The organism is Pantoea stewartii (genome assembly GCF_011044475.1).
Lineage (GTDB): Bacteria > Pseudomonadota > Gammaproteobacteria > Enterobacterales > Enterobacteriaceae > Pantoea > Pantoea stewartii.
In genome coordinates, this window is sequence record NZ_CP049115.1 from 2,600,143 (window position 1) to 2,623,489 (window position 23,347).

At 52.6% G+C, this 23,347-nt stretch carries 29 protein-coding genes; 25 read left to right on the forward strand and 4 right to left on the reverse strand.

Going from position 1 to position 23,347, the window contains the following annotated elements; genetic code table 11:
• The first annotated feature begins 96 nt into the window (after nucleotides 1–96).
• Entirely contained in the window at nucleotides 97–1,599 is a 1,503-nt protein-coding gene (pitA, locus tag G5574_RS12400) for an inorganic phosphate transporter PitA (RefSeq protein WP_033738258.1), read from the forward strand.
• A gap of 36 nt (nucleotides 1,600–1,635) precedes the next feature.
• Here the strand turns inward: pitA and uspB are convergent, their stop codons facing one another.
• Nucleotides 1,636–1,971 carry a universal stress protein UspB gene (gene uspB, locus G5574_RS12405; protein WP_006121097.1) on the reverse strand — a complete coding sequence of 112 codons (336 nt, stop codon included), beginning with the start codon at nucleotides 1,969–1,971 and terminating at the stop codon, nucleotides 1,636–1,638.
• A gap of 424 nt (nucleotides 1,972–2,395) precedes the next feature.
• Here uspB and uspA point away from each other — a divergent pair, with 424 nt between their 5' ends.
• A complete protein-coding gene (uspA, locus tag G5574_RS12410) occupies nucleotides 2,396–2,833 on the forward strand; it encodes a universal stress protein UspA (protein WP_006121100.1) in 438 nt (145 codons plus the stop codon).
• A gap of 64 nt (nucleotides 2,834–2,897) precedes the next feature.
• Here the strand turns inward: uspA and rsmJ are convergent, their stop codons facing one another.
• Nucleotides 2,898–3,650, reverse strand: coding sequence for a 16S rRNA (guanine(1516)-N(2))-methyltransferase RsmJ (gene rsmJ, locus G5574_RS12415; protein WP_280530477.1), 753 nt, complete (start codon nucleotides 3,648–3,650; stop codon nucleotides 2,898–2,900).
• A gap of 7 nt (nucleotides 3,651–3,657) precedes the next feature.
• Nucleotides 3,658–5,700 carry an oligopeptidase A gene (prlC, locus tag G5574_RS12420; protein WP_039342788.1) on the reverse strand — a complete coding sequence of 681 codons (2,043 nt, stop codon included), beginning with the start codon at nucleotides 5,698–5,700 and terminating at the stop codon, nucleotides 3,658–3,660.
• A 508-nt stretch (nucleotides 5,701–6,208) separates the two neighbouring features.
• On the opposite strand from prlC, the gene G5574_RS12425 reads away from it, so the two are divergent.
• The 10 genes from G5574_RS12425 to G5574_RS12470 all read left to right on the forward strand — a co-directional run bounded on the left by G5574_RS12425 (nucleotide 6,209) and on the right by G5574_RS12470 (nucleotide 13,881).
• Nucleotides 6,209–7,438 (forward strand): tyrosine-type recombinase/integrase, encoded by a 1,230-nt coding sequence (locus G5574_RS12425; RefSeq protein WP_164482681.1) that lies wholly within the window; start codon nucleotides 6,209–6,211, stop codon nucleotides 7,436–7,438.
• The gene (locus G5574_RS12430; RefSeq protein WP_164482682.1) at nucleotides 7,431–8,192 is read left to right on the forward strand and encodes a hypothetical protein; all 762 of its coding nucleotides are present in this window, start codon (nucleotides 7,431–7,433) and stop codon (nucleotides 8,190–8,192) included. Before G5574_RS12425 ends, G5574_RS12430 begins: the two co-directional genes overlap by 8 nt.
• Before the next feature lie 176 nt (nucleotides 8,193–8,368).
• On the forward strand, nucleotides 8,369–8,671 hold the full coding sequence (locus tag G5574_RS12435) for a helix-turn-helix transcriptional regulator (protein ID WP_164482683.1): 303 nt from the start codon (nucleotides 8,369–8,371) through the stop codon (nucleotides 8,669–8,671).
• 9 nt (nucleotides 8,672–8,680) lie between these two features.
• Nucleotides 8,681–9,442 carry a phage antirepressor KilAC domain-containing protein gene (locus tag G5574_RS12440; protein WP_164482684.1) on the forward strand — a complete coding sequence of 254 codons (762 nt, stop codon included), beginning with the start codon at nucleotides 8,681–8,683 and terminating at the stop codon, nucleotides 9,440–9,442.
• Nucleotides 9,429–10,487, forward strand: a complete 1,059-nt coding sequence (locus G5574_RS23940) for a host cell division inhibitor Icd-like protein (protein ID WP_342356026.1) — start codon at nucleotides 9,429–9,431, stop codon at nucleotides 10,485–10,487. Before G5574_RS12440 ends, G5574_RS23940 begins: the two co-directional genes overlap by 14 nt.
• On the forward strand, nucleotides 10,480–10,659 hold the full coding sequence (locus G5574_RS12450) for a DUF4222 domain-containing protein (protein WP_164482685.1): 180 nt from the start codon (nucleotides 10,480–10,482) through the stop codon (nucleotides 10,657–10,659). The genes G5574_RS23940 and G5574_RS12450 overlap by 8 nt, the downstream gene beginning before the upstream one ends.
• On the forward strand, nucleotides 10,652–10,843 hold the full coding sequence (locus G5574_RS12455) for a hypothetical protein (protein WP_164482686.1): 192 nt from the start codon (nucleotides 10,652–10,654) through the stop codon (nucleotides 10,841–10,843). Before G5574_RS12450 ends, G5574_RS12455 begins: the two co-directional genes overlap by 8 nt.
• Nucleotides 10,836–11,132: a hypothetical protein gene (locus G5574_RS12460; RefSeq protein WP_164482687.1), complete on the forward strand. Its 297-nt coding sequence runs from the start codon at nucleotides 10,836–10,838 to the stop codon at nucleotides 11,130–11,132. Before G5574_RS12455 ends, G5574_RS12460 begins: the two co-directional genes overlap by 8 nt.
• A 2-nt stretch (nucleotides 11,133–11,134) precedes the next feature.
• Nucleotides 11,135–13,249 (forward strand): DUF927 domain-containing protein, encoded by a 2,115-nt coding sequence (locus G5574_RS12465; RefSeq protein WP_164483232.1) that lies wholly within the window; start codon nucleotides 11,135–11,137, stop codon nucleotides 13,247–13,249.
• Between the two features lie 350 nt (nucleotides 13,250–13,599).
• Nucleotides 13,600–13,881, forward strand: a complete 282-nt coding sequence (locus tag G5574_RS12470) for a hypothetical protein (RefSeq protein ID WP_164482688.1) — start codon at nucleotides 13,600–13,602, stop codon at nucleotides 13,879–13,881.
• 39 nt (nucleotides 13,882–13,920) lie between these two features.
• Here G5574_RS12470 and G5574_RS12475 read toward each other — a convergent pair whose 3' ends face one another.
• Nucleotides 13,921–14,397 carry a hypothetical protein gene (locus G5574_RS12475; RefSeq protein WP_164482689.1) on the reverse strand — a complete coding sequence of 159 codons (477 nt, stop codon included), beginning with the start codon at nucleotides 14,395–14,397 and terminating at the stop codon, nucleotides 13,921–13,923.
• A 274-nt stretch (nucleotides 14,398–14,671) separates the two neighbouring features.
• Between G5574_RS12475 and G5574_RS12480 the strand changes: the two genes are divergently transcribed.
• From G5574_RS12480 to G5574_RS12540, 13 genes are all read left to right on the forward strand, one after another.
• A complete protein-coding gene (locus G5574_RS12480; protein ID WP_164482690.1) occupies nucleotides 14,672–15,838 on the forward strand; it encodes a phage major capsid protein in 1,167 nt (388 codons plus the stop codon).
• Between the two features lie 51 nt (nucleotides 15,839–15,889).
• Complete coding sequence (locus G5574_RS12485) at nucleotides 15,890–16,450, forward strand: HK97 family phage prohead protease (RefSeq protein WP_164482691.1); 561 nt, start codon at nucleotides 15,890–15,892, stop codon at nucleotides 16,448–16,450.
• A 1-nt stretch (nucleotide 16,451) separates the two neighbouring features.
• A complete protein-coding gene (locus G5574_RS12490; protein ID WP_164482692.1) occupies nucleotides 16,452–17,669 on the forward strand; it encodes a phage portal protein in 1,218 nt (405 codons plus the stop codon).
• On the forward strand, nucleotides 17,666–18,004 hold the full coding sequence (locus G5574_RS12495; protein ID WP_164482693.1) for a phage head closure protein: 339 nt from the start codon (nucleotides 17,666–17,668) through the stop codon (nucleotides 18,002–18,004). The genes G5574_RS12490 and G5574_RS12495 overlap by 4 nt, the downstream gene beginning before the upstream one ends.
• Nucleotides 17,997–18,299: a head-tail connector protein gene (locus G5574_RS12500; protein ID WP_164482694.1), complete on the forward strand. Its 303-nt coding sequence runs from the start codon at nucleotides 17,997–17,999 to the stop codon at nucleotides 18,297–18,299. Before G5574_RS12495 ends, G5574_RS12500 begins: the two co-directional genes overlap by 8 nt.
• A 1-nt stretch (nucleotide 18,300) precedes the next feature.
• Nucleotides 18,301–18,738 carry an HNH endonuclease gene (locus G5574_RS12505; RefSeq protein ID WP_164482695.1) on the forward strand — a complete coding sequence of 146 codons (438 nt, stop codon included), beginning with the start codon at nucleotides 18,301–18,303 and terminating at the stop codon, nucleotides 18,736–18,738.
• Nucleotides 18,731–18,871, forward strand: a complete 141-nt coding sequence (locus G5574_RS12510; RefSeq protein ID WP_164482696.1) for a hypothetical protein — start codon at nucleotides 18,731–18,733, stop codon at nucleotides 18,869–18,871. The genes G5574_RS12505 and G5574_RS12510 overlap by 8 nt, the downstream gene beginning before the upstream one ends.
• 178 nt (nucleotides 18,872–19,049) lie before the next feature.
• Entirely contained in the window at nucleotides 19,050–19,406 is a 357-nt protein-coding gene (locus G5574_RS12515; RefSeq protein ID WP_164482697.1) for a phage terminase small subunit P27 family, read from the forward strand.
• Entirely contained in the window at nucleotides 19,390–21,051 is a 1,662-nt protein-coding gene (locus G5574_RS12520; protein ID WP_164482698.1) for a terminase large subunit, read from the forward strand. The genes G5574_RS12515 and G5574_RS12520 overlap by 17 nt, the downstream gene beginning before the upstream one ends.
• A gap of 11 nt (nucleotides 21,052–21,062) precedes the next feature.
• Entirely contained in the window at nucleotides 21,063–21,692 is a 630-nt protein-coding gene (locus G5574_RS12525; RefSeq protein WP_244964633.1) for a tail assembly protein, read from the forward strand.
• A complete protein-coding gene (locus G5574_RS12530; RefSeq protein ID WP_164482699.1) occupies nucleotides 21,692–22,039 on the forward strand; it encodes a hypothetical protein in 348 nt (115 codons plus the stop codon). Before G5574_RS12525 ends, G5574_RS12530 begins: the two co-directional genes overlap by 1 nt.
• 7 nt (nucleotides 22,040–22,046) lie before the next feature.
• Nucleotides 22,047–22,244: a hypothetical protein gene (locus tag G5574_RS12535; protein ID WP_164482700.1), complete on the forward strand. Its 198-nt coding sequence runs from the start codon at nucleotides 22,047–22,049 to the stop codon at nucleotides 22,242–22,244.
• A gap of 214 nt (nucleotides 22,245–22,458) precedes the next feature.
• Nucleotides 22,459–23,301: a 23S rRNA (adenine(2030)-N(6))-methyltransferase RlmJ gene (locus G5574_RS12540; protein ID WP_164482701.1), complete on the forward strand. Its 843-nt coding sequence runs from the start codon at nucleotides 22,459–22,461 to the stop codon at nucleotides 23,299–23,301.
• Nucleotides 23,302–23,347: the final 46 nt, after the last annotated feature.

Genomic DNA, 23,347 nt, shown 5'->3' on the forward strand with positions numbered 1-23,347 from the left:
TTTTAAGCCGGTTCAGGTCTATATTTTCCTTTCCCAGACCACATATTGTCGCGGATAATGCGCCGCGTTCATGTCCTCCAAAATGGCGTAACGTCTATGCTACATCTGTTTGCTGGTCTCGATCTTAGCACCGGCCTGTTACTGGTTCTTGCTCTGCTGTTTGTATTGTTTTACGAAGCAATTAACGGCTTCCATGATACGGCCAACGCGGTTGCGACGGTCATCTATACACGCGCTATGCGTGCTCAGCTTGCTGTGTTAATGGCTGGGGTATTCAATTTCTTTGGCGTGCTGCTCGGCGGATTAAGCGTGGCTTACGCCATCGTGCATATGCTCCCGACCGATCTGCTGCTCAATGTTGGCTCCGCTCACGGTCTTGCTATGGTCTTCTCCATGCTGCTGGCCGCGATTATCTGGAACCTGGGAACGTGGTATTTAGGGCTTCCGGCCTCCAGCTCTCACACCCTGATCGGCGCGATTATCGGTATTGGCCTGACCAATGCGTTAATGAGCGGGACATCGGTGGTGGATGCGCTTAACATTCCGAAAGTGCTGAATATCTTCCTGTCGCTCATTCTCTCCCCCATTGTCGGTCTGGTGATTGCGGGCAGCCTGATTTTCCTTCTGCGCCGTTACTGGAGCAACACCAAAAAGCGTGCACGCATTCATATGACGCCCGCTGACCGTGAGAAGATTGACGGCAAGAAAAAACCGCCTTTCTGGACCCGTACCGCCCTGATTGTCTCCGCCATTGGCGTCAGTTATTCACATGGTGCTAACGACGGGCAAAAAGGCATTGGTCTGATTATGCTGGTCCTGATTGGCGTTGCGCCAGCGGGCTTTGTGGTCAATATGAACGCGTCGGGTTACGACATCACGCGAACGCGCGATGCTGTGAATCACCTGGAACAGTATTACCAGCAGCACAGCGAATCACTGACCCATATTATCCAGATGGCACCGCCTAAGCTGCCCACGCCGGAAGAAGTCGAACCCACCAGTCCCAAAGAGTTTCACTGCGACAGTGCGCGTGCGCTTCAGGCCGTGCAGCGTGCGCAGGTGCTTCTGAACAATCTGCAAAACTACAACGACTTGTCGGTTGAGCAACGCAGCCAGATGCGTCGCCTCTTGTTGTGTATTTCCGATACGGCCGATAAAGCGGCGAAGCTGCCGGAAACCTCGCCAGAGGATAAACGCTTCCTGGGCAAGCTCAAAGGCGACCTGCTGAACACCATTGAGTACGCCCCGGTATGGATTATCATGGCGGTCGCACTGGCATTGGGAATCGGCACGATGATTGGCTGGCGCCGCGTGGCCACCACCATCGGTGAGAAAATCGGTAAAAAAGGCATGACGTATGCGCAGGGCATGTCGGCGCAGGTTACTGCCGCAGTGTCCATAGGGATTGCCAGCTACACCGGCATGCCGGTTTCCACGACCCACATCCTCTCGTCTTCCGTGGCCGGCACCATGCTGGTCGACGGTGGCGGACTGCAGAGTAAAACGATCAAAAACATCGCCATGGCCTGGGTTTTCACCCTGCCGGTCTGTATTTTGTTATCAGGTTCACTCTACTGGATAGCGCTGAAGCTCATCTGAGTAAGCAGCACATCAGGGCGACTTCGGTCGCCCTTTTTAATGCCAGATAGCCAGGGCGATCAAACTGATAATGACTAATCCGCACAGCGAACTGGTCAACAAAAACAAGCCTCTTACCCGCTCACACCGGCGAATAAATTCGTCATCATGATGATCAAGATAGCGCCTTGCCCAGATATAGCGGACCAGCCGCACCTGCTTGCCAGGCTGACCATGGGAGGTGAAAAAACCCGCGCCGTCAACATATTGGTATAAGAGGGGATCGCAACCCCGCAGAACCACCAGCAGCGCACGCAACGAAGAGAAATAGCGCGCCATATTTACAAGGCATACCACACAAAGAGCCCAAAAAAGCGCGATAGTGCTGATCATGTCACCCTCCTTACCGGCACCGCAGAACAGCGCAGAACGCGCACCATGCTGAACAGTCCCTGCAGAATTTGCCAACAACCCCGTTAAGCGATTTGTAGTTTTATTTTTGAATCATCAGAAAAGTAACAGCCATGTGATCAAGGCTGCTTTTTTTAGTTTAGGAGAAATGTTCAATTTTTTACCAGCGAGGATTTTCGTTTTATACGAGTAAAAATCGTTCATCATTGATCTTATTCACAAGCCAGACGGCTTCAGAAGCATTTGTTAACACACAGGGCTATACTTTCAGGTATAACAACAGCATTGCCTGTATTGCAGGTTACCCAATTTGGTGGCGCTCATCGCCCGTTCGCGCAATGGATTTCGCAGCTGTGACGCGTCTGGAAACCGCTGCCATTCTGAATCTCGTGGAAGGAGTTATATCATGGCTTATAAACATATCCTGATTGCAGTCGATCTTTCGCCAGAAAGTCAGTTATTAGTGGATAAAGCTGTCTCGCTCGCGCGCCCTTACGACGCCAAAATTTCGCTGATTCATGTCGATGTGAATTACTCTGATCTGTACACCGGCCTGATTGACGTCAACCTGGGCGATATGCAAAAGCGGATTTCTGAAGAAACCCATCTGGCGCTGAAAAATCTGTCAGATGCAGCGGGCTATCCCATCACCGAAACCCTGAGCGGCAGTGGCGATCTGGGCCAGGTGCTGGTCGATGCGATTAAAAAATACGACGTGGACATGGTGGTGTGCGGTCATCATCAGGATTTCTGGAGCAAGCTGATGTCATCAGCGCGTCAGTTGATCAATACCGTGCATATCGACATGTTGATCGTGCCACTGCGCGACGAGGATGACGAATAACCCGCACGAAAAAAGCCGGGGCGGTTGACGTGAAGGAACGTCGCCGCCGACCGGCTTGACATGACTACTCCGCGAGCGGCGGATAGATATCGAAGCGGTGGCTTTTCGTGACCACCGCAGACTGCGTAACGACACCGGCCAGCGGTGGCGCATAACCAGGACGTTTCACCACGATACGCTTCTTTGCCAGACGGCGGGCCGGTTCCAGCAAGGCATCCGCATCCTCATCCGCGCCGACTAATGACTGAAACACCCGCATCTCTTTTTTCACCATGGCGCTTTTTTGTCGATGGGGATACATAGGATCGAGATAAACCACATCTGGCGGTGGCGCAATATCGGTGAGTGCCTGAATACTGGAGGCATGAATCAGTGAAAGACGCTCACGCAGCCAGCCACCAATTTCCGCATCCTGATAGCCACGCGCCAGCCCGTCTTCCAGCAGTGCCGCCACCACGGGATGCCGTTCCAGCATGCGCACCCGACAGCCTAAGGCCGCCAGCACAAACGCATCGCGCCCTAACCCGGCGGTCGCATCCACCACATCGGGCAGGTAACTGCCTTTAATGCCGACCGCTTTTGCTACCGCTTCGCCACGGCCACCGCCAAAACGCCGGCGATGCGCCATGGCACCGGAAACAAAATCCACGAAGATGCCGCCCAGTTTAGGCTCATCCCGCTTACGCAGTTCAAGATGCGTTGCGGTCTTTACCAGCGCCAGCACCGCATCGTCACAATGCGTCAGTTGCCAGCGTTCGGCCAAAACAGACAAGGCGCCGTCACCGGCGCCTGTTTCATCAAACAAACAAATTTTCACGTACGGCTTATCCCTGAATACCGTAGTGTTCCAGCATGGCATCCAGCTGAGGCTCACGGCCACGGAAGCGTTTAAACAGCTCCATCGGTTCTTCCGAACCGCCGCGCGTCAGAATGTTGTCGAGGAAGGACTGACCGGTTTCGCGGTTAAAAATGCCCTCTTCTTCAAAACGTGAATACGCATCCGCCGCCAGTACATCGGCCCACAGATAGCTGTAATAACCCGCTGCGTAACCGCCCGCGAAGATATGGCTGAACGCATGCGGGAAGCGGCCCCATTCCGGGCTGGGGACCACGGCGACTTTGCTTTTCACTTCGCGCAGCGTCTCCAGGATCTGTGCGCCTTTTTCTGGGTTGAATTCAGTATGCAGACGGAAATCGAACAGACCGAACTCCAGCTGGCGCAGGATGAACAACGCCGCCTGGTAATTTTTCGCTGCCAGCATCTTATTCAGCAGGTCTTCAGGCAGTGGCTCGCCGGTTTCGTAGTGCCCGGAAATAAACGCCAGCGCCTCCGGCTCCCAGCACCAGTTCTCCATGAACTGACTTGGCAGTTCCACCGCATCCCATGGCACACCGTTAATGCCTGACACGCCAGCCGCCTCAACGCGGGTCAGCATGTGGTGCAGGCCGTGACCAAACTCATGGAACAGGGTGATCACTTCGTCGTGCGTGAACAGCGCCGGTTTACCACTGACGGGACGGTTAAAGTTACAGGTCAGGTAAGCGACCGGTTTTTGCAGGCTGCCATCGGCTTTACGCATCTGCCCAACGCAGTCATCCATCCACGCGCCGCCACGCTTATGCTCACGCGCATACAGGTCAAGGTAGAAGCTGCCGCGCAGCTCGCCACTTTCATCAAACAGATCGAAGAAACGCACATCCGGGTGATAAACATCCACATCCGTCCGCTCTTTGGCGGTGATGCCATAGATGCGTTTGACGACTTCAAACAGGCCAGACACCGCACGGGATTCCGGGAAGTAAGGACGCAGTTGCTCATCACTAATGGTGTAGAGGTGCTGTTTCTGTTTTTCGCCATAGTAGGTCAGATCCCAGGGATTCATGGTCTCCACGCCGTACTCTTTCTTCGCGAAAGCACGCAACTGCGCCAGCTCTTTCTCGCCCTGTGGACGTGCGCGGTCAGCCAGATCGTTCAGGAAATCGATCACCTGAGCAGGGCTTTGCGCCATTTTAGTTGCCAGCGATTTATCCGCGAAGGAGTCGAAACCCAGCAGCTGAGCCAGTTCGTGGCGCAGAGCCAGCTCCTCGGCCATAATCGGGCCGTTATCCCATTTGCCCGCATTAGGGCCTTGATCGGAGGCGCGGGTGGAATAAGCACGGTACATTTCTTCACGCAACGCGGCGTTATCACAGTAGGTCATCACCGGCAGGTAGCTGGGAATATCCAGCGTCAGCAACCAGCCTTCCTGACCTTTGGCTTCAGCCTGCGCTTTCGCTGCGGCCAGTGCGCTCTCCGGCATGCCCGACAGTTCGCTTTCGTCAGTGATCAGCTTGCTCCAGCCCATCGTGGCATCCAGCACGTTGTTACTGTAGGCAGAGCCCAGCTCAGACAAACGCGCGGCAATTTCGCCATAGCGCTGCTGCTTGTCTTTTTCCAGACCAATCCCGGACAGTTCAAAGTCACGCAGGGCGTTATCGACGGCTTTCTGCTGCGCCTGATCCAGCGTGCGGTAATGACTGCTTTCCTTTAAATCCCGGTAAGCCTGATAGAGCCCTTCGTGCTGACCAACCCAGGTACTGTACTCAGACAGCAGCGGCAGCGTTTGCTCGTAGGCTTCACGCAGTTCCGGGCTGTTTTTAACCGAGTTCAGATGGCTGACCGGCGAAAAAATACGGCTCAGGCGATCGTCGGCTTCTGCCAGCGGCTGGACAAGATTGTCCCAGGTGTAAGGTGCGCCGTGCGCTACCACTTTTTCCACCATCGCCCGGCATTCATTCAAAACGTCGGTCACGGCAGGCACCACGTGCTCAGGCTTAATCGCCGAAAACGGGGGAAGCGTGAACGAGGTGAGTAACGGATTAGTCATAGCGCAGTCCTTTAACAATGTGTGGGGCGCGATGAATCGCGCAACGCAATCTTATTAACATGCGGTCTGGAATGCTGAAAATCAATGGTGTAACCGGTCATGAATAGCAGAATAGCGCCAGGCTGGCCTTCCGCCGGCGTTTGGATTAACCATAGCAGAGGATAAAACAGGCTAACACACCGATGGCGCAGAAGGTTTACCCTGTAATCCAGGGCCAGAGGCCCGCTGCCATGCGCGAAATGCCAGCAATTATTCTTATCTGTCGTTATAATCGGGCCAACTTGATTATTTTTAGCTTCAATCGCGGACATACCCTTTTTTATGTTGAGTTATCGCCACAATCTTCATTAATGGTTTTTGTGCTTACTCATGCTTACCCAGTTTTGTTATTTATCAACAAGTTAACCCTTTAAACCCACTGTACATTGTTCCAGTGTTTTTTGACGTTTATGCAGTTATGCGGCAGACTGTGGGGTAATCGGTGGGGTAATAAAACGGCGCATCAGGTATGGCTACATCCATTAATAAGTTAAGTGACCGAAAACTTCGCTCATTGCTGGGCGTGGAATCTGACAAGCTGGTAAAAATATCTGATGGTGCCGGGCTGATGGTCAGGATCACCAAGTCAGGCTCAATTACATGGCTTTTTAAATATCGCCTTGGTGGCCGCGCTACAGAGGCAAAACTGGCTACGCTGGGCCGCTATCCAGACCTGACCTTATCCAAAGCGAGAGAATTACGCGATCAGTGCCGCCAGTGGCTGGCTGAAGGTCGTGATCCGCAAAGGATGCTTAAACTGGACAGGGAAATAACCTTAAAGCCTGCCACGGTGAAAGACGCTATTGAGTACTGGCTTGCCGAATACGTGGATGGCAATCTGGTCAACGATACCCGCTACCGTGAGCGTTTCGACAAGCATATATTCCCGCACATTGGCGAAATGGCTCTATCAGACTGTGAAACCCATCACTGGCTTACCTGCCTTGCCCGAACAAAGAAAACAGCTCCAAGCATTGCCGGAATGCTTCTGCAAATGTCACAGCAGGCTTTTAAGTTTTGCCGCGTTCGGCGGTTTGCCGTCTACCATGCGCTGGACGGCCTCACAATGCAGGATATTGGTGTAAAGGTGAATCGTCGCAAGCGCGTTCTGTCTAACCGTGAATTGCGTGACCTGCTAACCGCGCTGAGAGCAGATTTCTTTGCGCCCTACTATCAAAACATTATTCATCTGCTGCTGGTGTTCGGTGCCCGTACTGTAGAACTGAGGCTCTCAGAAATCAGGGAATGGGATTTGAAGGAAAGACTCTGGACTGTACCGGAAAGCCACAGCAAGACCGGCGAGAAGATTATCAGGCCGATTCCTGAAAAATTATTTCCACTGATAAAGCGGCTGGTGGACGAGAACAGACACACAGGCTATCTGCTGGGCGAACTGAAAAAGAATACAGCAGTAAGCCAGGTGGGCGCATATGTCGCAAAAAGGCTCAGTCATGATGAGCACTGGCGCTTACATGATTTGCGCCGCACTTTCTCAACCTATATGAACGATCTCGGTATACCGCCTCATATTGTTGAATTACTGCTAGGGCACTCATTGGGCGGCGTAATGGCAGTTTACAACCGCAGTCAGTATCTGCCTGAAAAGCTGGATGCGCTTAATAAGTGGTGTAATCGGCTTGAAGTACTTGCAGGCAACCACAAAAACGTAGTTTTACTTAAGGCTGGTGGAAATGAGTAATTATCCTGATTATGTTCATGAAGAAATCATTAGGTATTATGAGTCTGAGCTTATTAATGCTGATGGATGCAAAGATATCACCTCTAAATTGATTTTTGATGAGCGAATGATGTTCATTTGGAGCGCCCTTTCTAAAAGAGCAAATTCTCTGAATAGTCCGTTTTTTTTCTTCGCATGCCTTGCCATGAAAATAAATGAATTGGCCGAAGGTCCTAGCGAATGGGATTTAGTGACGCATAAAAATAAGATAGCTAAGATAAAGAGGATTTCTGAACTTTCAAGAATGCTCTCCATGGAGTTAGACGGCACGCCGCTTGATAGTTCGGTAACTTCTTACATGAGCCATGGTTATTTTGTTAGAAGATTCCAAGATAAATGGCAAGGCGGTGACAGATTAAAGGTCATGGATTATGTGCTGGATAAATATTGTTCAGAAGTTAATGGTACATATGTAGATAACACTGACGATGTATTAGGAATTTCTGCCGCCTGGAATTCAGTCGGGGTAAACGGACCTTACCTTAGCTCTGTTCTTGATTCTCTTAGTCAGAAAGCAGAAGAATTTAATCCGGTATCAGTTATAAAAAGGAAGAGCGGAACGCCTGAAAAAACCTTTTTTGTTAGGTCTTTGAGTGACTTTTTCAAAAGTGGTTTTGGTGACTCACTTTACAATATTACAGCGGTCATAAGCAGTATTTTTCTTAATTCTGATATTGATATTGAGACAGTAGTGAGCATTAACAAAAGTAGTTAGACATTGGCGTAAAATTGGGTAAAGTGCATTAATTTACGCCAATGTCACTAAATTGACCAAGAATCAAGATTTTCTGCCAATGATGTATAAACAGCTATTAATAGAGGTTTAGCGCAAATTACATAATCATTTTTGACACTGCACAATCTCCATAACACCAAAACGGAGAACTAAACATGTCAAATAATGCACCTGCGCAAGCTCAACAATTTACCCCCCCGACTCCTGAGCAACGCCGCACTATTCTCAATGAGTACGCTTTCAAATACGACAAGCGTATTCGTGAGGATGAGTGCGTGGAAATCACCAGCCTTTCCCGCTCTACCCGCTGGAAGATGGAACAGGAAGGCCGTTTTCCTGCCCGTTGTCACTTTGGCCGCAATAGCTGCGCCTGGCTTCTTTCTGATGTGCTCTGGTGGGTTCGCAACCCGCCGTCAGTAAACAACGTTAATAACCCATACAGCCGCAAAACAGCTTAAGGGGCCATCATGAAGAATTTAAATCAGTTAGTGCCAATCCATCAGGGGAGCATTGGCGGTGAGACCGCATCACTCGCCAGCGCCAGAAAGCTGCATACGTTCCTGGAGGTTGGCCGCGATTTCACGACATGGATTAAGGGACGCATAAATCAATACGGTTTTACGTCAGGCGTGGATTTCGTTGTCGTTGAAAATTTGAGCGCCCCCGTTTCGGGGAGCGCAAAATATCGACAGCAGATTGAACACGATTACCTGATAACAACTGATATGGGCAAAGAGCTGGCAATGGTTGAGCGCAACGATAAGGGCAGAGAAGTTCGCCGGTATTTCATCAACTGCGAACGCCAGGCTAAGGCCGCTGCTATTCCTCATTCATTACCTGAAGCACTGCGTCTGGCTGCTGATATGGCTGAGAAAGCAACCAGACTGGAAATTCAGTTACAGGATGCTGCACCAAAAGCTGATTTCGTTGACCGGTTCGTAAATGCCTCTGGAAGCATGGGATTCAGGGAGGCCGCAAAGCTGCTTAACGTCAAAGAGACTGTATTGCGCCGCTTCCTGATTGATAAAGGGATCATGTATGCACTGGCAGGAAAGCTGACACCTTACGCCCATCACATCGAGTTAGGACGCTTTATCGTCAAAACTGGTGAGAACATGACTAACGGTCATGCATTTACCCAGGCAAAATTCACGCCGAAGGGTATTCAGTGGCTTGCAAAAAAACTTTTTGAGGCTGGGATGCTGGGAGGTCGAAATGCGGGAGTCTAATAAAACAAAAGCGGCCTTGCAGGGCCGCCTAAGTCACTTCTCAAACATCGCTAAAAATAATATCACACTGATCGGTCAGGTCAATGCGCGAAGATTTGCTCATATCTTTTCTGACTACGGGATATCCAGCGTGGTAACTGCGCCAACGTTATTGACCGAAGCGCAAAAATGCGCTTCATCGATATGTCCAAAGTTGGACGCATCTTCGTTATCGCTAATAGGCTGGTTTTACAGCGCATCTTCGGTACTGAAGAGGGGTGTCTCGACTTTTGGATATACCCCCCAATGGATAATTAACTCATTGATTTCTTCGAGAAACGCCATTGTCGGTGAGCCCATCCGACTATCTTTGAGCGAGTCGGTTCTGAGCTTTTACCCCAATGAGGGAAAAGGACGATTATCTCAAAACAAGGTTATCGAAGAAATCAGATACTTACCGATTAATGCCCCTGAAAGGTCAGACTGTTATTCCTGTGAGGTGTCCTTAGTCTTTTTGCGCTGGCGTCGCTTAATTTCATTTTTGGCCGCTGCTATCAAAAAACCGGCCGTGCTTTCATCAGGTTCTTTAACGCCTTCAATCAACTCAAGATCTGCAAGCGGAAGCCTTACTGAAACTTGTAGTGACTTGTTATTTCTTCTACCCGTTGCCATTGCTGAATCTCCATATGCTTGGTGGTGTTCAGTATGCCTGAGGAAAATCTTAAATCAAGCGTTGACGTGGTGTTCACCTGTGAATATATTGGTGGTGTTCACTTCGTTTGGTGAGGTGGACAAAAACAACGAAGCCCGGCAGTGCGCTAACACTTACCGGGCCTCTTACCACAACGTAATCGAGGCTTACATTATGGCTGTTCAACAGCATACCCAAACTCACCCTAAATTTACATGGCGTTTTCTGGCTATTGATCGCGCTGATATGGCTGCAAAGCCGTGCCGCCTGTCAGTAGAGGCAGAAACAGAGCAGGACGCCCGCCGCGTACTGGCCCCGCACTTCATTCTCTCACTTGCTGCACGCCTGCCATTAACGGAGGTGCGTCATGCATAGCATTCAGCCTAAGCAGCGCTGGCAGAACAGCCGGGGCGAACTTGTCACTGTAGTGGGCGCAGCTTTCAACCGCGTAGCGTTCATTCGTGATGGTTTCGATTGCCCCTGCACATGGCCGGAGCAACGTTTCGTTAAAGAGTTCACCCCTGCTCAGGAGGTCAGTCATGGATAAGCAAACCCCAATCCATTTAGACAGTGAGTTATATGGCTTAGAAACCATCATCAAGGCTGCTATGGAAATGAGCCACCTCAAGCAGGAAGAGTATGAAATGTCCATCGACCTATTAGAAGTGGCCCTACAGCGCTGCAGAAAAATCCGTGGTGTTGTTGAGAATTCGGGGGTGAAGCATGGCTGATATTTATCACGCACTTCTCAACCGCGAGCTAAAGCAAATGGATACTGATCAGCTTCGCCATTATCAGGACACCTGCGAATTAGCTTATCAGTCGATCACTGACGCATTGCGCCTAATTGGCAACCTGACCTATGAAGCAAGCCAGAGCGAGGAATACACCGCCGAAGATGCAAGGCGCGATTTCTTCCTGGCTGGCAGCGCACTGAGGGATTTACCACGTATTGCTCAGGCGCTTCAGCACAACAGCCAGCAGGCTGGATATGAAATCATGTGTAAGGGGATTAAATGACAATGCGTATCCGTAAAGCCCCGAACGTTAAACATCTGCCGAGTGATCAGGGGGAGGAAGCCATTATTTTTGCGGGTGCCGAAGCCTGGGCGTTTGCCAAAAGCTGGCAGGACTCCAATCCGATGAACGACAAAACGCCGCCCGTGGTTCTCAGCCCCAAGGAACTCAGGGATTTGAGCGCTGTGACAATCATCAATGAGGGTCGACGCTACGTCAGCGTTTATCGGGGCGGTAACCTGACACAGACTGAGATCACCACCATAGCGACAAAGCTGGCGCTTGCCGGTGTGAAAGAGGCCCGTCTGTACGATGAGGCATATCAGTTGCTTGAGGACTGGACGGCGCAACTTCCCCGGCTGAAAGAGGAAGCGGAGAAAGGTCAGAGCGTGGTAATCAGCCTGCCAGTAAAGAACGTGCGCCCTGAGCCGGGTGACGAGCTTAAAGCGCGGGTAGAAAGGCGCGAAGACGGTCTGTTCTGGATTACGCCTAAAGTCGATAAGGACAGCGGCGAGATCATCAATAGCGAGGCGTGGCTCTGCTCGCCTCTTGAGGTGGTCGGTTCTGGCAGCGATGGCGCAGAGCGTTATCTGGTGCTCCGCTGGCGTTCGCCGCGAGGAAAAGAGGATATTACCCGGCCCATTCCCAGCGCTGACATTGGTGAGCGTGACGGCTGGCGGGCGTTAAAAGCTGGTGGGGTGAACGTCACGACCAAAAGTTCTTACCGGGCTATCCTGGCTGACTGGCTACAGCAGAGTGGCAGCGGTCAGGAATGGATTATCAGCCAGACCACCGGCTGGCATCACGGCGCGTACATCATGCCGGATGGTGAAGTGATCGGCGAACCTGAGACGCCAATCCTGTTTAACGGGCGCAGCGCGGCTGCTTCAGGTTATGCGGTGTCGGGAACGCCGGAGAGCTGGAAGCAGTCTGTGTCGCGTCTGTCCTGTGGTAACCCTTCAATGATGTTGGGCGTAGCTGCTGCACTCTCAGCGCCGCTTATCGGGCTGGTGGGTGCTGACGGGTTCGGCGTTCACCTGTTCGAGCAGTCCAGCGCGGGCAAAACGACCACGGCCAACATTGCCAGCAGTCTCTGGGGTGAGCCTGACGCACTGCGCCTGACGTGGTACGGCACGGCGCTGGGTATTGCCAACGAAGCGGAGGCACACAACGACAGCCTGTTACCGCTTGATGAAATCGGGCAGGGCAGCAGCGCCAAAGACGTGGCCACGTCTGCTTACACCCTGTTCAACGGAGCCGGAAAGCTACAGGGCGCGAAAGAAGGCGGCAACCGCGACCTGAAGCGCTGGCGCACGGTGGCGATCAGTACCGGTGAAATGGATATCGAAACCTTCCTGTCTGCGGGTGGAATCCGCGTTAAGGCTGGTCAGCTTGTTCGCCTACTGAATATCCCGATGGAAAAAGCGTCTGTGTTCCATGATTACCAGAACGGCAAGCAACATGCCGATGCGCTGAAGGAGGCCTATCAGGCTAACCACGGCGCAGCTGGCCGCGAATGGGTTCGCTATCTGGCATCCCACCAGCAGGAGGCTAAACAGGCGGTGCGCGATGCTCAGACGCGCTGGCGGGCATTAATACCCGCTGACTACGGTGAGCAGGTGCACAGGGTAGGTGAGCGGTTCGCCATTCTTGAGGCGGCGCTGGTCATGGGAACAGCCATTACGGGCTGGACGGAGCTACAGAGCCGTGACGCCATACAGCACTGTTTTAACGCCTGGGTAAAAGAGTTCGGCACCGGCAACAAGGAGTATCAGCAGATCATTGAGCAATGCGAAGCGTTCCTGAATGCTCATGGGCTGAGCCGGTTTGCGCCACTGCCTTACAATCCGTCAGACATGCCGATACGCGATCTGGCTGGATACAGGGAGCGTGGCAAGCATGACGATTCACCGATGGTGTTTTACACATTCCCGGCGACCTTTGAAAAAGAGATGGCTCAGGGTTTCAACGCCAAGCAGTTTGCACGTGTTTTGGCAGAGTCCGGGATGCTCACGCCGCCAGCCAGTGGCAGAGGTTATCAGCGTAAGTCACCACGCATAGATGGAAGGCAAATAAATGTTTATGTCATGCAGTATCAACAGGATGAGCATGAAGAATAGTTACACGTAAGCGTTTATTTTGTTGGTTCAGTTGGTTCACTGATACATGTAAGTTATTAGTTGTATGATTTTACTGATAATTTTTTTAAAAAACTGAACCAACACTGAACCAACAAACAGCGATTTTGAACCAACAAGCGTGTGATTTGAACCAACAGGATTTAAGCCTCGAAAAATTGTGAGTCGTACTGAACCAACATCAAAACCCCGTTTGTTGGTTCAAAACGGGCCTTTGTTGGTTCACTTTTTAAAAAATAACCCTTTAAAAACAGTCATCTTTACAAATTGAACCAACTGAACCAACTGAACCAACAACGTTTTGTTTATATATACAAAAAAGAGAGGATGTTATGAGTGCAAAATTGACAGATGAACAGATTTACTCACAGGTGCTGATTAGCAAAATTGCAGAGCATCAGGATCACTTCGGTATGCCACGCAGCAAAACAGAGTTACAGCTTATGGCGCTGAGTGATTACCGTGACATGTCACGCCGTGATGCTTTCTTTTATGTCGATCACAATGGTTTCCTGCGCCACCAGTTTTCCGGGGAAGTATTGGCCGCAAACCAAGCGCAAGTTGAGGAACTGATAAACCGATTGAATGAGATCAAACAGGAAGTGAAGGATTAAATATGCAGACCTGGTATTACCAGGTCTGAGTGAGGATATTCACATAAAGAAAATATCTTTAGTCCTGTCAAATTTATCAGTAATGAAATGCGCTTCGGCAGGGCATTCCATGTTTTTACAGACATTCTTCCAGAGAGAGTCATCAAAACGGTTATCGAGATAAAAGTATCTGCACAGATGAAGCAAGTCAGACCTATCCCAATCACCACCATATCCACTACGAACCTCAAGCTCATCTTCCAGCTTGTAAAACGTCAACTCTTCTTTAGCAAGCCACGCATCATCAAGTCGTTTCAGTAAATACTCGCCTTTTTTTCGAGAAATTTTAAAAAACTCCTCGTATGACTCATGAGGCATGCCAGGCACGCTTCCATCTGTATCATTTAAAAAAGGATAAACACCTGACTCCCAAGCATAAAGATAAGAGTCCGTAAATTCATCATGATGTTTGGCGATATGCATTACTTGAATACGTTGTTGCGCAAATAGCGCCTTCATAATCTGGCTTTCGTTCATTTCTGTTCCTCGCTGTGTGTTTGAATATCCTTGTCAGGCTAATTTGAATGATTAATTTTGTAAATTATTTGTTCGTGCATTATCGCCATTGTTCACACGTACAAACTGCTGTTTACTCCATTTTTATCATGTATATCTTAGAGAGTGGCACTCAGACGTGAGCCGCCACTGGCCGTTTGGTTTTCGCCTCCGACATGTGGCTACCTTCCCAGACGGCCTCCCCTTCCCTGTCGGTTTCACGTCTTAACTTTTTATTGTTACGAGAAACCACTTCATGAAAAAACTTTTTGAACTGCGCCAGCAGAAAACCGCCCTTAAAGACCAGATGCGATCATTGCTGACCACCGCAGACGGTGAAAAGCGCAGCCTGAACGACGAAGAAGGCAAACAGTTTGACGAACTCCGCGCTAAAGTCGCTGACCTCGATGTAGAAATCTCCCGCCTTGAAGCCGTACATGACGAAGACCGCAGTCAGCCAGGCATTCCCGCAGAGGGAAAAGGCGTCACCAACGAAGAATTGCGCACCTATATCCTGACCGGGGAGCGCCGCGCCCTGTCTACTGCCGTTGGCGCTGATGGCGGTTATACCGTTATCCCTGAGCTGGACAAAGAGATCATGCGCCAGCTTCAGGATGACAGTGTGATGCGCTCCATCGCCACGGTAAAGACCACCAAAACCAACGAATACCAGAAGCTGGTGTCTGTTGGCGGTACCACGGTTAAGCGCGGTACGGAAGGCGAAGACCGCACCGAAACCGCCACGCCGAAGCTGGAAGAAGTCAGCATTAAACTGAATCCGATCTACGCCTACCCGAAAACCACCCAGGAGATTCTCGACTTCTCCGAGGTGGATATTCTGGGCTGGCTGTCGTCTGAGGTTGCCGACACCTTCACCGCCGTGGAAGAAGACGATTTTGTTAACGGCGATGGCGTGAAGAAGGCGAAAGGCTTCCTGACCTATCCCCGTGCGGCCACCGGCGACAAGGCCCGTCCGTTCGGTACGCTGGAAAAAATCGTTTCATCTGGCGTGACTGCTGACGGCCTGATCGACCTGCTGTACAGGCTCAAAGCCAAATACCGTAAAAATGCGGTCTGGGTGATGAACTCCAATACCGCCGCAGCCCTTCAGAAGCTGAAGAACGGCAACGGGGATTATATCTGGCGCGACCGTCTGGTTGCCGGTTCCCCGGATACGCTGCTGGGCCGTCCGGTTCAGTACGTTGAAACGATGTCAGATGCCGCAGCCGGTAAAGCGTTTCTGGCCGTGGGTGACTTCAAACGCGGTTATTTCATCGTTGACCACACAACCGGCGTACGTACCCGCCCGGACAACATCACCGAGCCGGGCTTCTACAAAGTCCATACCGACAAATACGTTGGCGGCGGCGTGGTGGATTCAAACGCGATCAAAGTGCTGGAAATCGCTGGTTCAGGTTCCTGATTCAGTTAATGAGGGGCTACGGCCCCTTTTCAGCCTCTGTGGAAGCCGCCAATGAAAACAAAAGAATTTGAAATCCGCACCTCTGAAGTCACCGCCAGCGATAAAAAGCTGGTGGGATATACCGTGCGCTGGAACAGCCTGTCAGAAGTTATCTGGGATGAGTTCCGCGAACAGTTTGCACCGGGGGCCTTTACTGACAGCCTGGCCGCTGGTGGTGATGTTCGCGCCCTGTATGAGCATAACTACACCCAGCTTCTGGGCCGCACCAAATCCGGCACGCTGCAACTCTCGCAGGACGATACCGGCTTACGCTTCGAGCTTACGCCGCCTGACACGCAGTTAGGCCGTGACGTGCTGACGCTGGTGGAGCGTGGCGACCTGTCCGGCATGAGCTTTGGCTTTCGTGCGCTGAAAGAGTCATGGGATATCGAACAGGCACCTTACCTGCGCACCATCACCACGGCTGAGTTAATCGAAGTCACCGTCACCAGTATGCCTGCCTACCCCGAAAGCGCGGTTGAAGTGGCGCAGCGTTCCCTTTTTACCCAGCATCCTGAGTTACGCCGCCATGGTGATAACCGCCGCCGCTGGGCTGATTTAGCGGGGCTGTGATATGTGGCCCTTCAGCCGTAAGAAAGAAGAACAGCGCAGCATGACGATTGATGAGTTCATGGCGATGGCAGGGATACCCAATACCGGTTCAGGTGAATACGTTTCATCCGGTACAGCGGAATCCCTGCCGGCGGTCATGAATGCTGTGTCTGTCATCAGCGAGGCGGTGGCAACCATGCCGTGCTTCCTTTATCAGGTTCGCCACATCAACGGACAGGAAGAACGCGAGTGGATGAGTAACCACCCGGTGGATTTCCTGCTCAATGAGCGCCCGAACGAGGTGCAGACCGCCTACCAGTTCAAACGTACCATGATGCGGCACTGCCTGCTGAACGGTAACGCCTATGCGGTAATTACGTGGGGCCGTGACGGTCAGCCACAGTCGCTGTATCCCTATGCGCCGGGTTCGGTTGTGCCGGAGCGAATCGGCGAGCGTAAATTCCGCTACACCATCACCGAGCCGTATACCGGTAACGTGCGCGTTTATCTTCAGGAAGAAATCCTTCACCTGCGCTATGCCACGGAAGACGGCTTTTTAGGCCGCTCACCCGTTTCCGTCTGCCGCGAAGCGCTGGGGCTCGGTCTGGCTCAGCAGCGTCACGGGGCCAGCATCATGAAAGACGGCATGATGGCATCGGGCATCGTGAAGGCCAAAGAGTGGCTCGACAGCGTTAAGGGCAAGCAGGCACTTGACGCGCTGGAGCGCTACAAGGGCGCACGCAACGCCGGAAAAACGCCGATTCTTGAGGGCGGTATGGAGTACGAGCAGCTAGGCATGAGCAATCAGGATGCGGAATGGCTGGCCTCGCGGCGCTTCTCAATTGAAGACATTGCCCGCATGTTCAACGTGTCGCCCATCTTCCTGCAGGAATACAGCAACAGCACCTACAGCAACTTCAGCGAGGCGAGTCGCGCCTTTGCCACCATGACCATGCGCCCGTGGCTGACCAACTTTGAGCAGCAGATTAAATCCGCGCTGGTGGCGTCTCCGTCCGTTCCCGGCATCCGCTATCAGGTGGAGTTTGACACGGCCGACCTGCTGCGCGGTACGCCGAAAGAACGCTACGAGAATTACCAGACCGGCATTAAAAACGGCTTCCTGAGTCCGAATAACGCCCGTCTGCTGGAAGGGATGCCGCCGCGTGAAGGCGGTGATGAGTTCAGCCAGGCATGGAAACAGGAAGTCAGCGTGAAGAAGTCCCAGGAGGCTGACCAGTGAGAGCCGGAAAAATGAAGCGCCGCATCACCTTTCAGAAGTCGGAAACCCATCGTGACAAAATGGGACAGGTGATCTACGTGTGGTCTGACCTTGCGACCGTCTGGGCAGAAATCAGGGCAATCAGCGGCAAAGAATTAATCGCATCCGGTGCCCAGCTTTCGGTAGCAACAGTCCGTATCTGGACACGCTACCGTGACGATATCACCACCGCTAACCGCATCCTGTACAGCCTGCCAAACATTCGTGGTCAGGTTTACGGCATTGTGGCCGTCATTCCCGATACGGATCACTCCCGACTGGAAATTCTCTGCAAGGGAGGGATATCCAATGCCTGAGTTAATCACGCTGGCAGAAGCAAAGATGCACTGCCGCATTGACGATGACTACGAAGACGCGCTGATTCAGGCCTACATAGCCGCCGCGCTGGAAGTCTGTCAGCAGCATATCGGCAAGCGCTTTGACACCGAGCCACCGCAGATTGATTTTAACCCTGCCCTGAAGGTGGGCTGCATGATGTACGTCTCACAGCTTTATGAGTACCGCACCACCGTCAGCGATATCGAAGCCAAAGAGGTACCGATGGCGATCTCCGCGCTCTGGTCAGCGTACCGTAATCCGGGAGTGTACTGATATGCCGTGGCAACCTTTACGCCGGTGCAGTGAGCCGGGATGCAACAAGCGTGTTAAGTCAGGCAAGTGTGATGAGCACAAACGGGAAGCCTCACGACAGCAGAACGCCCGCCGTGGTGGACGCCGTGAGCGTGGCTATACGCCTGAGTGGGATAAATACCGCCTGGTGTTTCTGAGTGCTAATCCGCTGTGCGTGCACTGCCTGAAAGAGGATCGCTACACCGCTGCAACCATCGTCGATCACATCATCCCGATTAACGGCGGCGATGACATACTGTTCTGGCCTGCCAGCAATCATCAGCCGTTGTGCCATTCCTGCCACTCACGCAAGACCACCACCACTGACCCGCTGACCAAGCAGCAGCGGAAAGCCGGTAAGTTCAGGGAGCAGGAAGAAGCCGCCGCGCAGCGCAACAACTGGATGTATGACCATGACTGAGCAGGAGATGAAACAGATTATGGCAGGCCTCACCCGCAGTCGTGAGCAGTTCACCCGCAGACAGCCCGCCAGCAAGGGCAGGCGCATGACAGAGCGTGAGCGTGACATCCGAGAGGCGATGCGCAACCGCTGACCGTTCAGGGGTGAAATCATTGCAGATGCAACTATATCAATGAGAATGATTATCATCAAGGGGGGGGGTGGGGGTGTCTGCCATGACAACGCCCTGACCCGGTGGCACCACCCGCCTCCTCAGATTTTTACGCACGGTGATTTTTTTGAAAATAAAACGAGCAGGAAAATAATTTTTTATGGCCAGACATCCGAAACCGCCGGCTTACCTCGATGAGATTGCGGCGCAGCAATGGAAAGCGAAGGCGAAACAGCTTGCGGAACGTGGAGACCTGACGCCCGCCGACTGGAACAGCCTGGAGCTTTACTGTGTTAACTACGCCATGTACCGCCGCGCGGTGGCAGACCTTGAGAAGCGCGGCTTCAGCATCACCAACAGTCAGGGCGGCGAGAGCCGAAACCCGGCGCTGAGTGCCAAAGCGGACGCTGAAAAAATCATGATTAAAATGTCCTCGCTGCTGGGCTTCGATCCGGTCAGCCGCCGCCGCACCCCGGTTGAAACCGAAGAGGAAGACGAACTTGACCGCCTGGCATGAGTACGCAGACGCCATAAAATCGGGCGAAATTCCGGCCTGTAAGCGGGTAAAACAGGCCGTGGAACGCTACTTTTCAGACCTGAACGACCCCCGTTTCATGTTTGATACGGCTACGGTTGAGCGCTTTATTGCGTTCTCCCGCCTATGCCCGCACGTTAAAGGCCCGCTGCGCGGCAAGCCGATTGTGCTGGAGCCGTGGCAGCAGTTCGCCTTTGCCTGCCTGCTGGGGTTTAAGGTGGCGGCAACCGGGCGCCGTAAATACAAAAGCGCCTACATTCAGGTGCCGCGTAAGAACGCCAAATCCACGGTGGCCGCCATGCTGGCAAACTGGTTTCTGGTGATGGAGGACGGCCAGCAGGACATTTACACCGCCGCAGTGAGCCGCGATCAGGCCCGTATCGTTTTTGATGATGCGCGTCAGATGTGCTTGCTGTCAAAACCGCTTCGCAAGCGTCTGACCATTCAGCAGCACAAAATGATTTATCCAAAGTCCAACAGCCTGTTAAAGCCACTGGCGGCAAAAGCGGCCACGATTGAGGGCACCAACCCGAGTCTGGCGGTTGTTGATGAGTATCACCTTCACCCTGACAACGGCGTGTATTCGGCCCTTGAGCTTGGCATGGGCGCACGTCCTGAAGGGCTGCTGTTCGCCATCACCACCGCAGGCAGCAACATCGTGTCGGCCTGTAAACAGCACTATGACTACTGCTGCCAGATTCTGGCGGGTGAAGAAGTCAACGACTCGCAGTTCGCGCTCATTTATGAGCTGGACGACGAAGCGGAGATTGATGATCCAGCTATGTGGGTCAAGGCCAATCCCAACCTGAATGTCTCCGTTGATGCTGCCGCGCTGAGTGACACTATCGCCAAGGCTCGCGGTATTCCGTCGCAGTGGGTGGAAATGCTGACGAAGCGTTTCAACATCTGGTGTCAGGGGGCCACACCGTGGATGGGCGCGGGCGCGTGGGACGCCTGCAAAGCTGATTACAGTGAATCTGACCTGCACGGTCTGGAGTGCTATGCAGGCCTTGACCTGTCCTCAACCGGCGATATTGCCAGCGTCTGCTACGCCTTTCCCTCTGACCGTGAAATCCGGCTGCTGACCCGTCACTACCTGCCCGAGGCGCAGTTGCAGAACGTGGCGAACAAGAACCGTGCCATCTACCGCCAGTGGGCCAGAGCGGGCTGGATACGCACCACGCCGGGAGACTGCATCGACTATGACCGCATCCGCGACGATATCCTGCGCGATGCGGAGACGTTCGGCATAAAGCTGGTGGGTTTCGATACCTGGAACGCCACGCATCTGCGCACCCAGCTACAGGGCGCGGGGCTGGACGTTGAGCCGTTCCAGCAGACCTACCTTAAATTCAGTCCGGTGGCGAAGTCGCTGGAGGTGTTCGTTAACCGTAAGGTCATCCGTCACAACGGCGATCCGGTGCTGGCGTGGGCCATCAGTAACGTGGTGATGGAAAGTGACGCCAACGCCAACATCAAGCCCAACAAAAAGAAATCGGCCAACAAGATTGACCCCGCCGTGTCCGCGCTCATGGCATTCGGCACATGGCAGGCAGAGCATGAAGATTTTGCATTCAGCATGAGTGACAGCCACAAAGCGCGGCTCAGTCATTTCAAGGGAATCTAACGGAGCACTACATGAGCCAGTCATTAATACTGAAAAATGAAGTTATGACCGAAATCCGTCTTCACGGTATCCTGGGTAAAACGTTCGGAAAAATTCATCACCGGCTTATCGCCACCAAGCATGAAGCGACACGGGCGCTGGCCGCAACGGTTGAAGGCTTTGAGAAGTTCATGAGCGGAAGCCGGAGGCGCGGTCTGACGTTTGCCGTTTTTTATGGAAACAAAAACATCGGAGAGGATGACCTGGCTTTTCCGGCCACGGGCGAAGTGATCAAAATTGTTCCCGTCATTATTGGCAGTAAGCGTGCCGGGGCATTGCAGACCATACTCGGCGCGGCACTTGTGGTTGTCGGAGCGATTGGCGCATTCACGCCATGGGGGCAGGCTGTCGGTGGCGGCGCATGGGGGCCGGCGATGATGCAGGCAGGCGCTGCCATGGCTGTGGGTGGCGTTATTCAGCTACTTTCACCGCAGGCGGCTGGGCTGGCGAGCAAGCAGGATTCAGCCAACAAGGCATCGTATGCGTTCGGCTCGCCCACCAATACCACCTCTCAGGGTTACCCCGTGCCGCTGATGTACGGACAGCGCCGGATAGGCGGGGCAATAATTTCAGCAGGTATTTATGTGGAGGATGAGCAGTAATGAATAATGACAGAATCTGGCCTGAAGGTATGCAGTTTACCAAAACAGTTGACCTGCCAACCAAAGATGAGCCGTTGCCTGTTGAGATTGTTTTTACCGTTCCGGCTTTTGATGTGGTTGTTGAAACCCACCACAACACAGACCCGGAAAGAGCTTTTTACCTGTTCAGGCAATACCTCGTGAGCTGGGATCAGCAGGAGACTATGACAGATGCGATTCTGAAAAGTTATCTGGTGAAATTTCCCGGTTCAGGTGATGTCATTTTCAAAGCGTGGTCTGACTGGATCACCGGGCATATCACAGCACGTCAGGCATCGGTCATAGCCGCCCCACAGTCCGTTAACTGAGGTGATTATGCAAAAGAAAGACATTACCGCCGCGCTGACCGCCGCAATGAAACAGGAAGGGTATGAGATGGACGGGAGTGATCGCCTGCTGATACGCAAAACGGTTATGGACAGCCTGGCATCACAGCGGCGAAGGGAAAACTTTCAGAGATCGGCTGCAACTCAGTTCACCTGGAAACGTCCGCGCAATCCCCGCCAGCGATAATTCACACAGAGGGGTGTACGAAGTTTTGCGCATACCCTCCCCTGCATTTCCTCCAGCCTAACAAGTGCTGATATACTCGCGCCCGATTGGTTCTCATGCTTTTTCCTGCATATGCTGCTGTGCGCTGTTCTGTGGGGTAATCCGTGGGGTAATAATTGTAATAAATTGATTCACTATCAATTAAAACCTTATAAATTCAACAGGATAAATAAAAATGCTCAGCTATCGCCACAGTTTTCACGCTGGCAACTATGCCGACGTGCTTAAGCACACCGTACAGAGCCTCATCATCACTGCGTTAAAAGAGAAAGAAAAACCGTTTCTCTATCTGGATACGCACGCCGGTGCAGGACGTTATCAACTCAGCGGCGAGCACGCAGAGCGCACGGGTGAATATCTGGAAGGCATCGGACGCATCTGGCAACAACCGGACGCGCCCGCCCTGCTGCAACCCTATTTCGATGCGATTCACGCCCTGAACCGTAACGGCACGCTGCGCTACTATCCCGGCTCTCCGCTAATCGCCCGCCATCTGCTGCGCCCTGAAGACAAGATTCAGCTGACCGAGCTGCATTCCAGCGATTATCCGCTGCTGCGTACCGAGTTCAGCAAAGACAGTCGCGCGCGCGTTGAAAGGGCCGATGGCTATCAGCAGCTAAAAGCGAAGCTGCCACCGCTGTCACGTCGTGGACTGATACTGATTGATCCGCCTTACGAAATGAAAAGTGATTACCAGGCCGTCGTAAAAGGCATTCAGGAAGGTCACAAACGTTTCGGTACCGGTATTTATGCGCTGTGGTACCCGGTCGTCTTGCGTCAGCAAATCAAACATATGCTGCGCGAGCTGGAGGCCACGGGCATCCGTAATATCCTGCAGATTGAGCTGGCCGTGCGCCCCGATAGCGATCAGCGTGGCATGACCGCGTCCGGCATGATTGTCATCAATCCCCCGTGGAAGCTGGCCGATCAGATGAACACGCTGCTGCCGTGGCTGCATCAGAAGCTGGTGCCAACCGGCACAGGCCATTTCAGCGTTAACCAAATCGTACCTGAATAATTCCTTTCCCAGCTTAACGTCGCCGCGCACAGCACGGCGGCGTTGA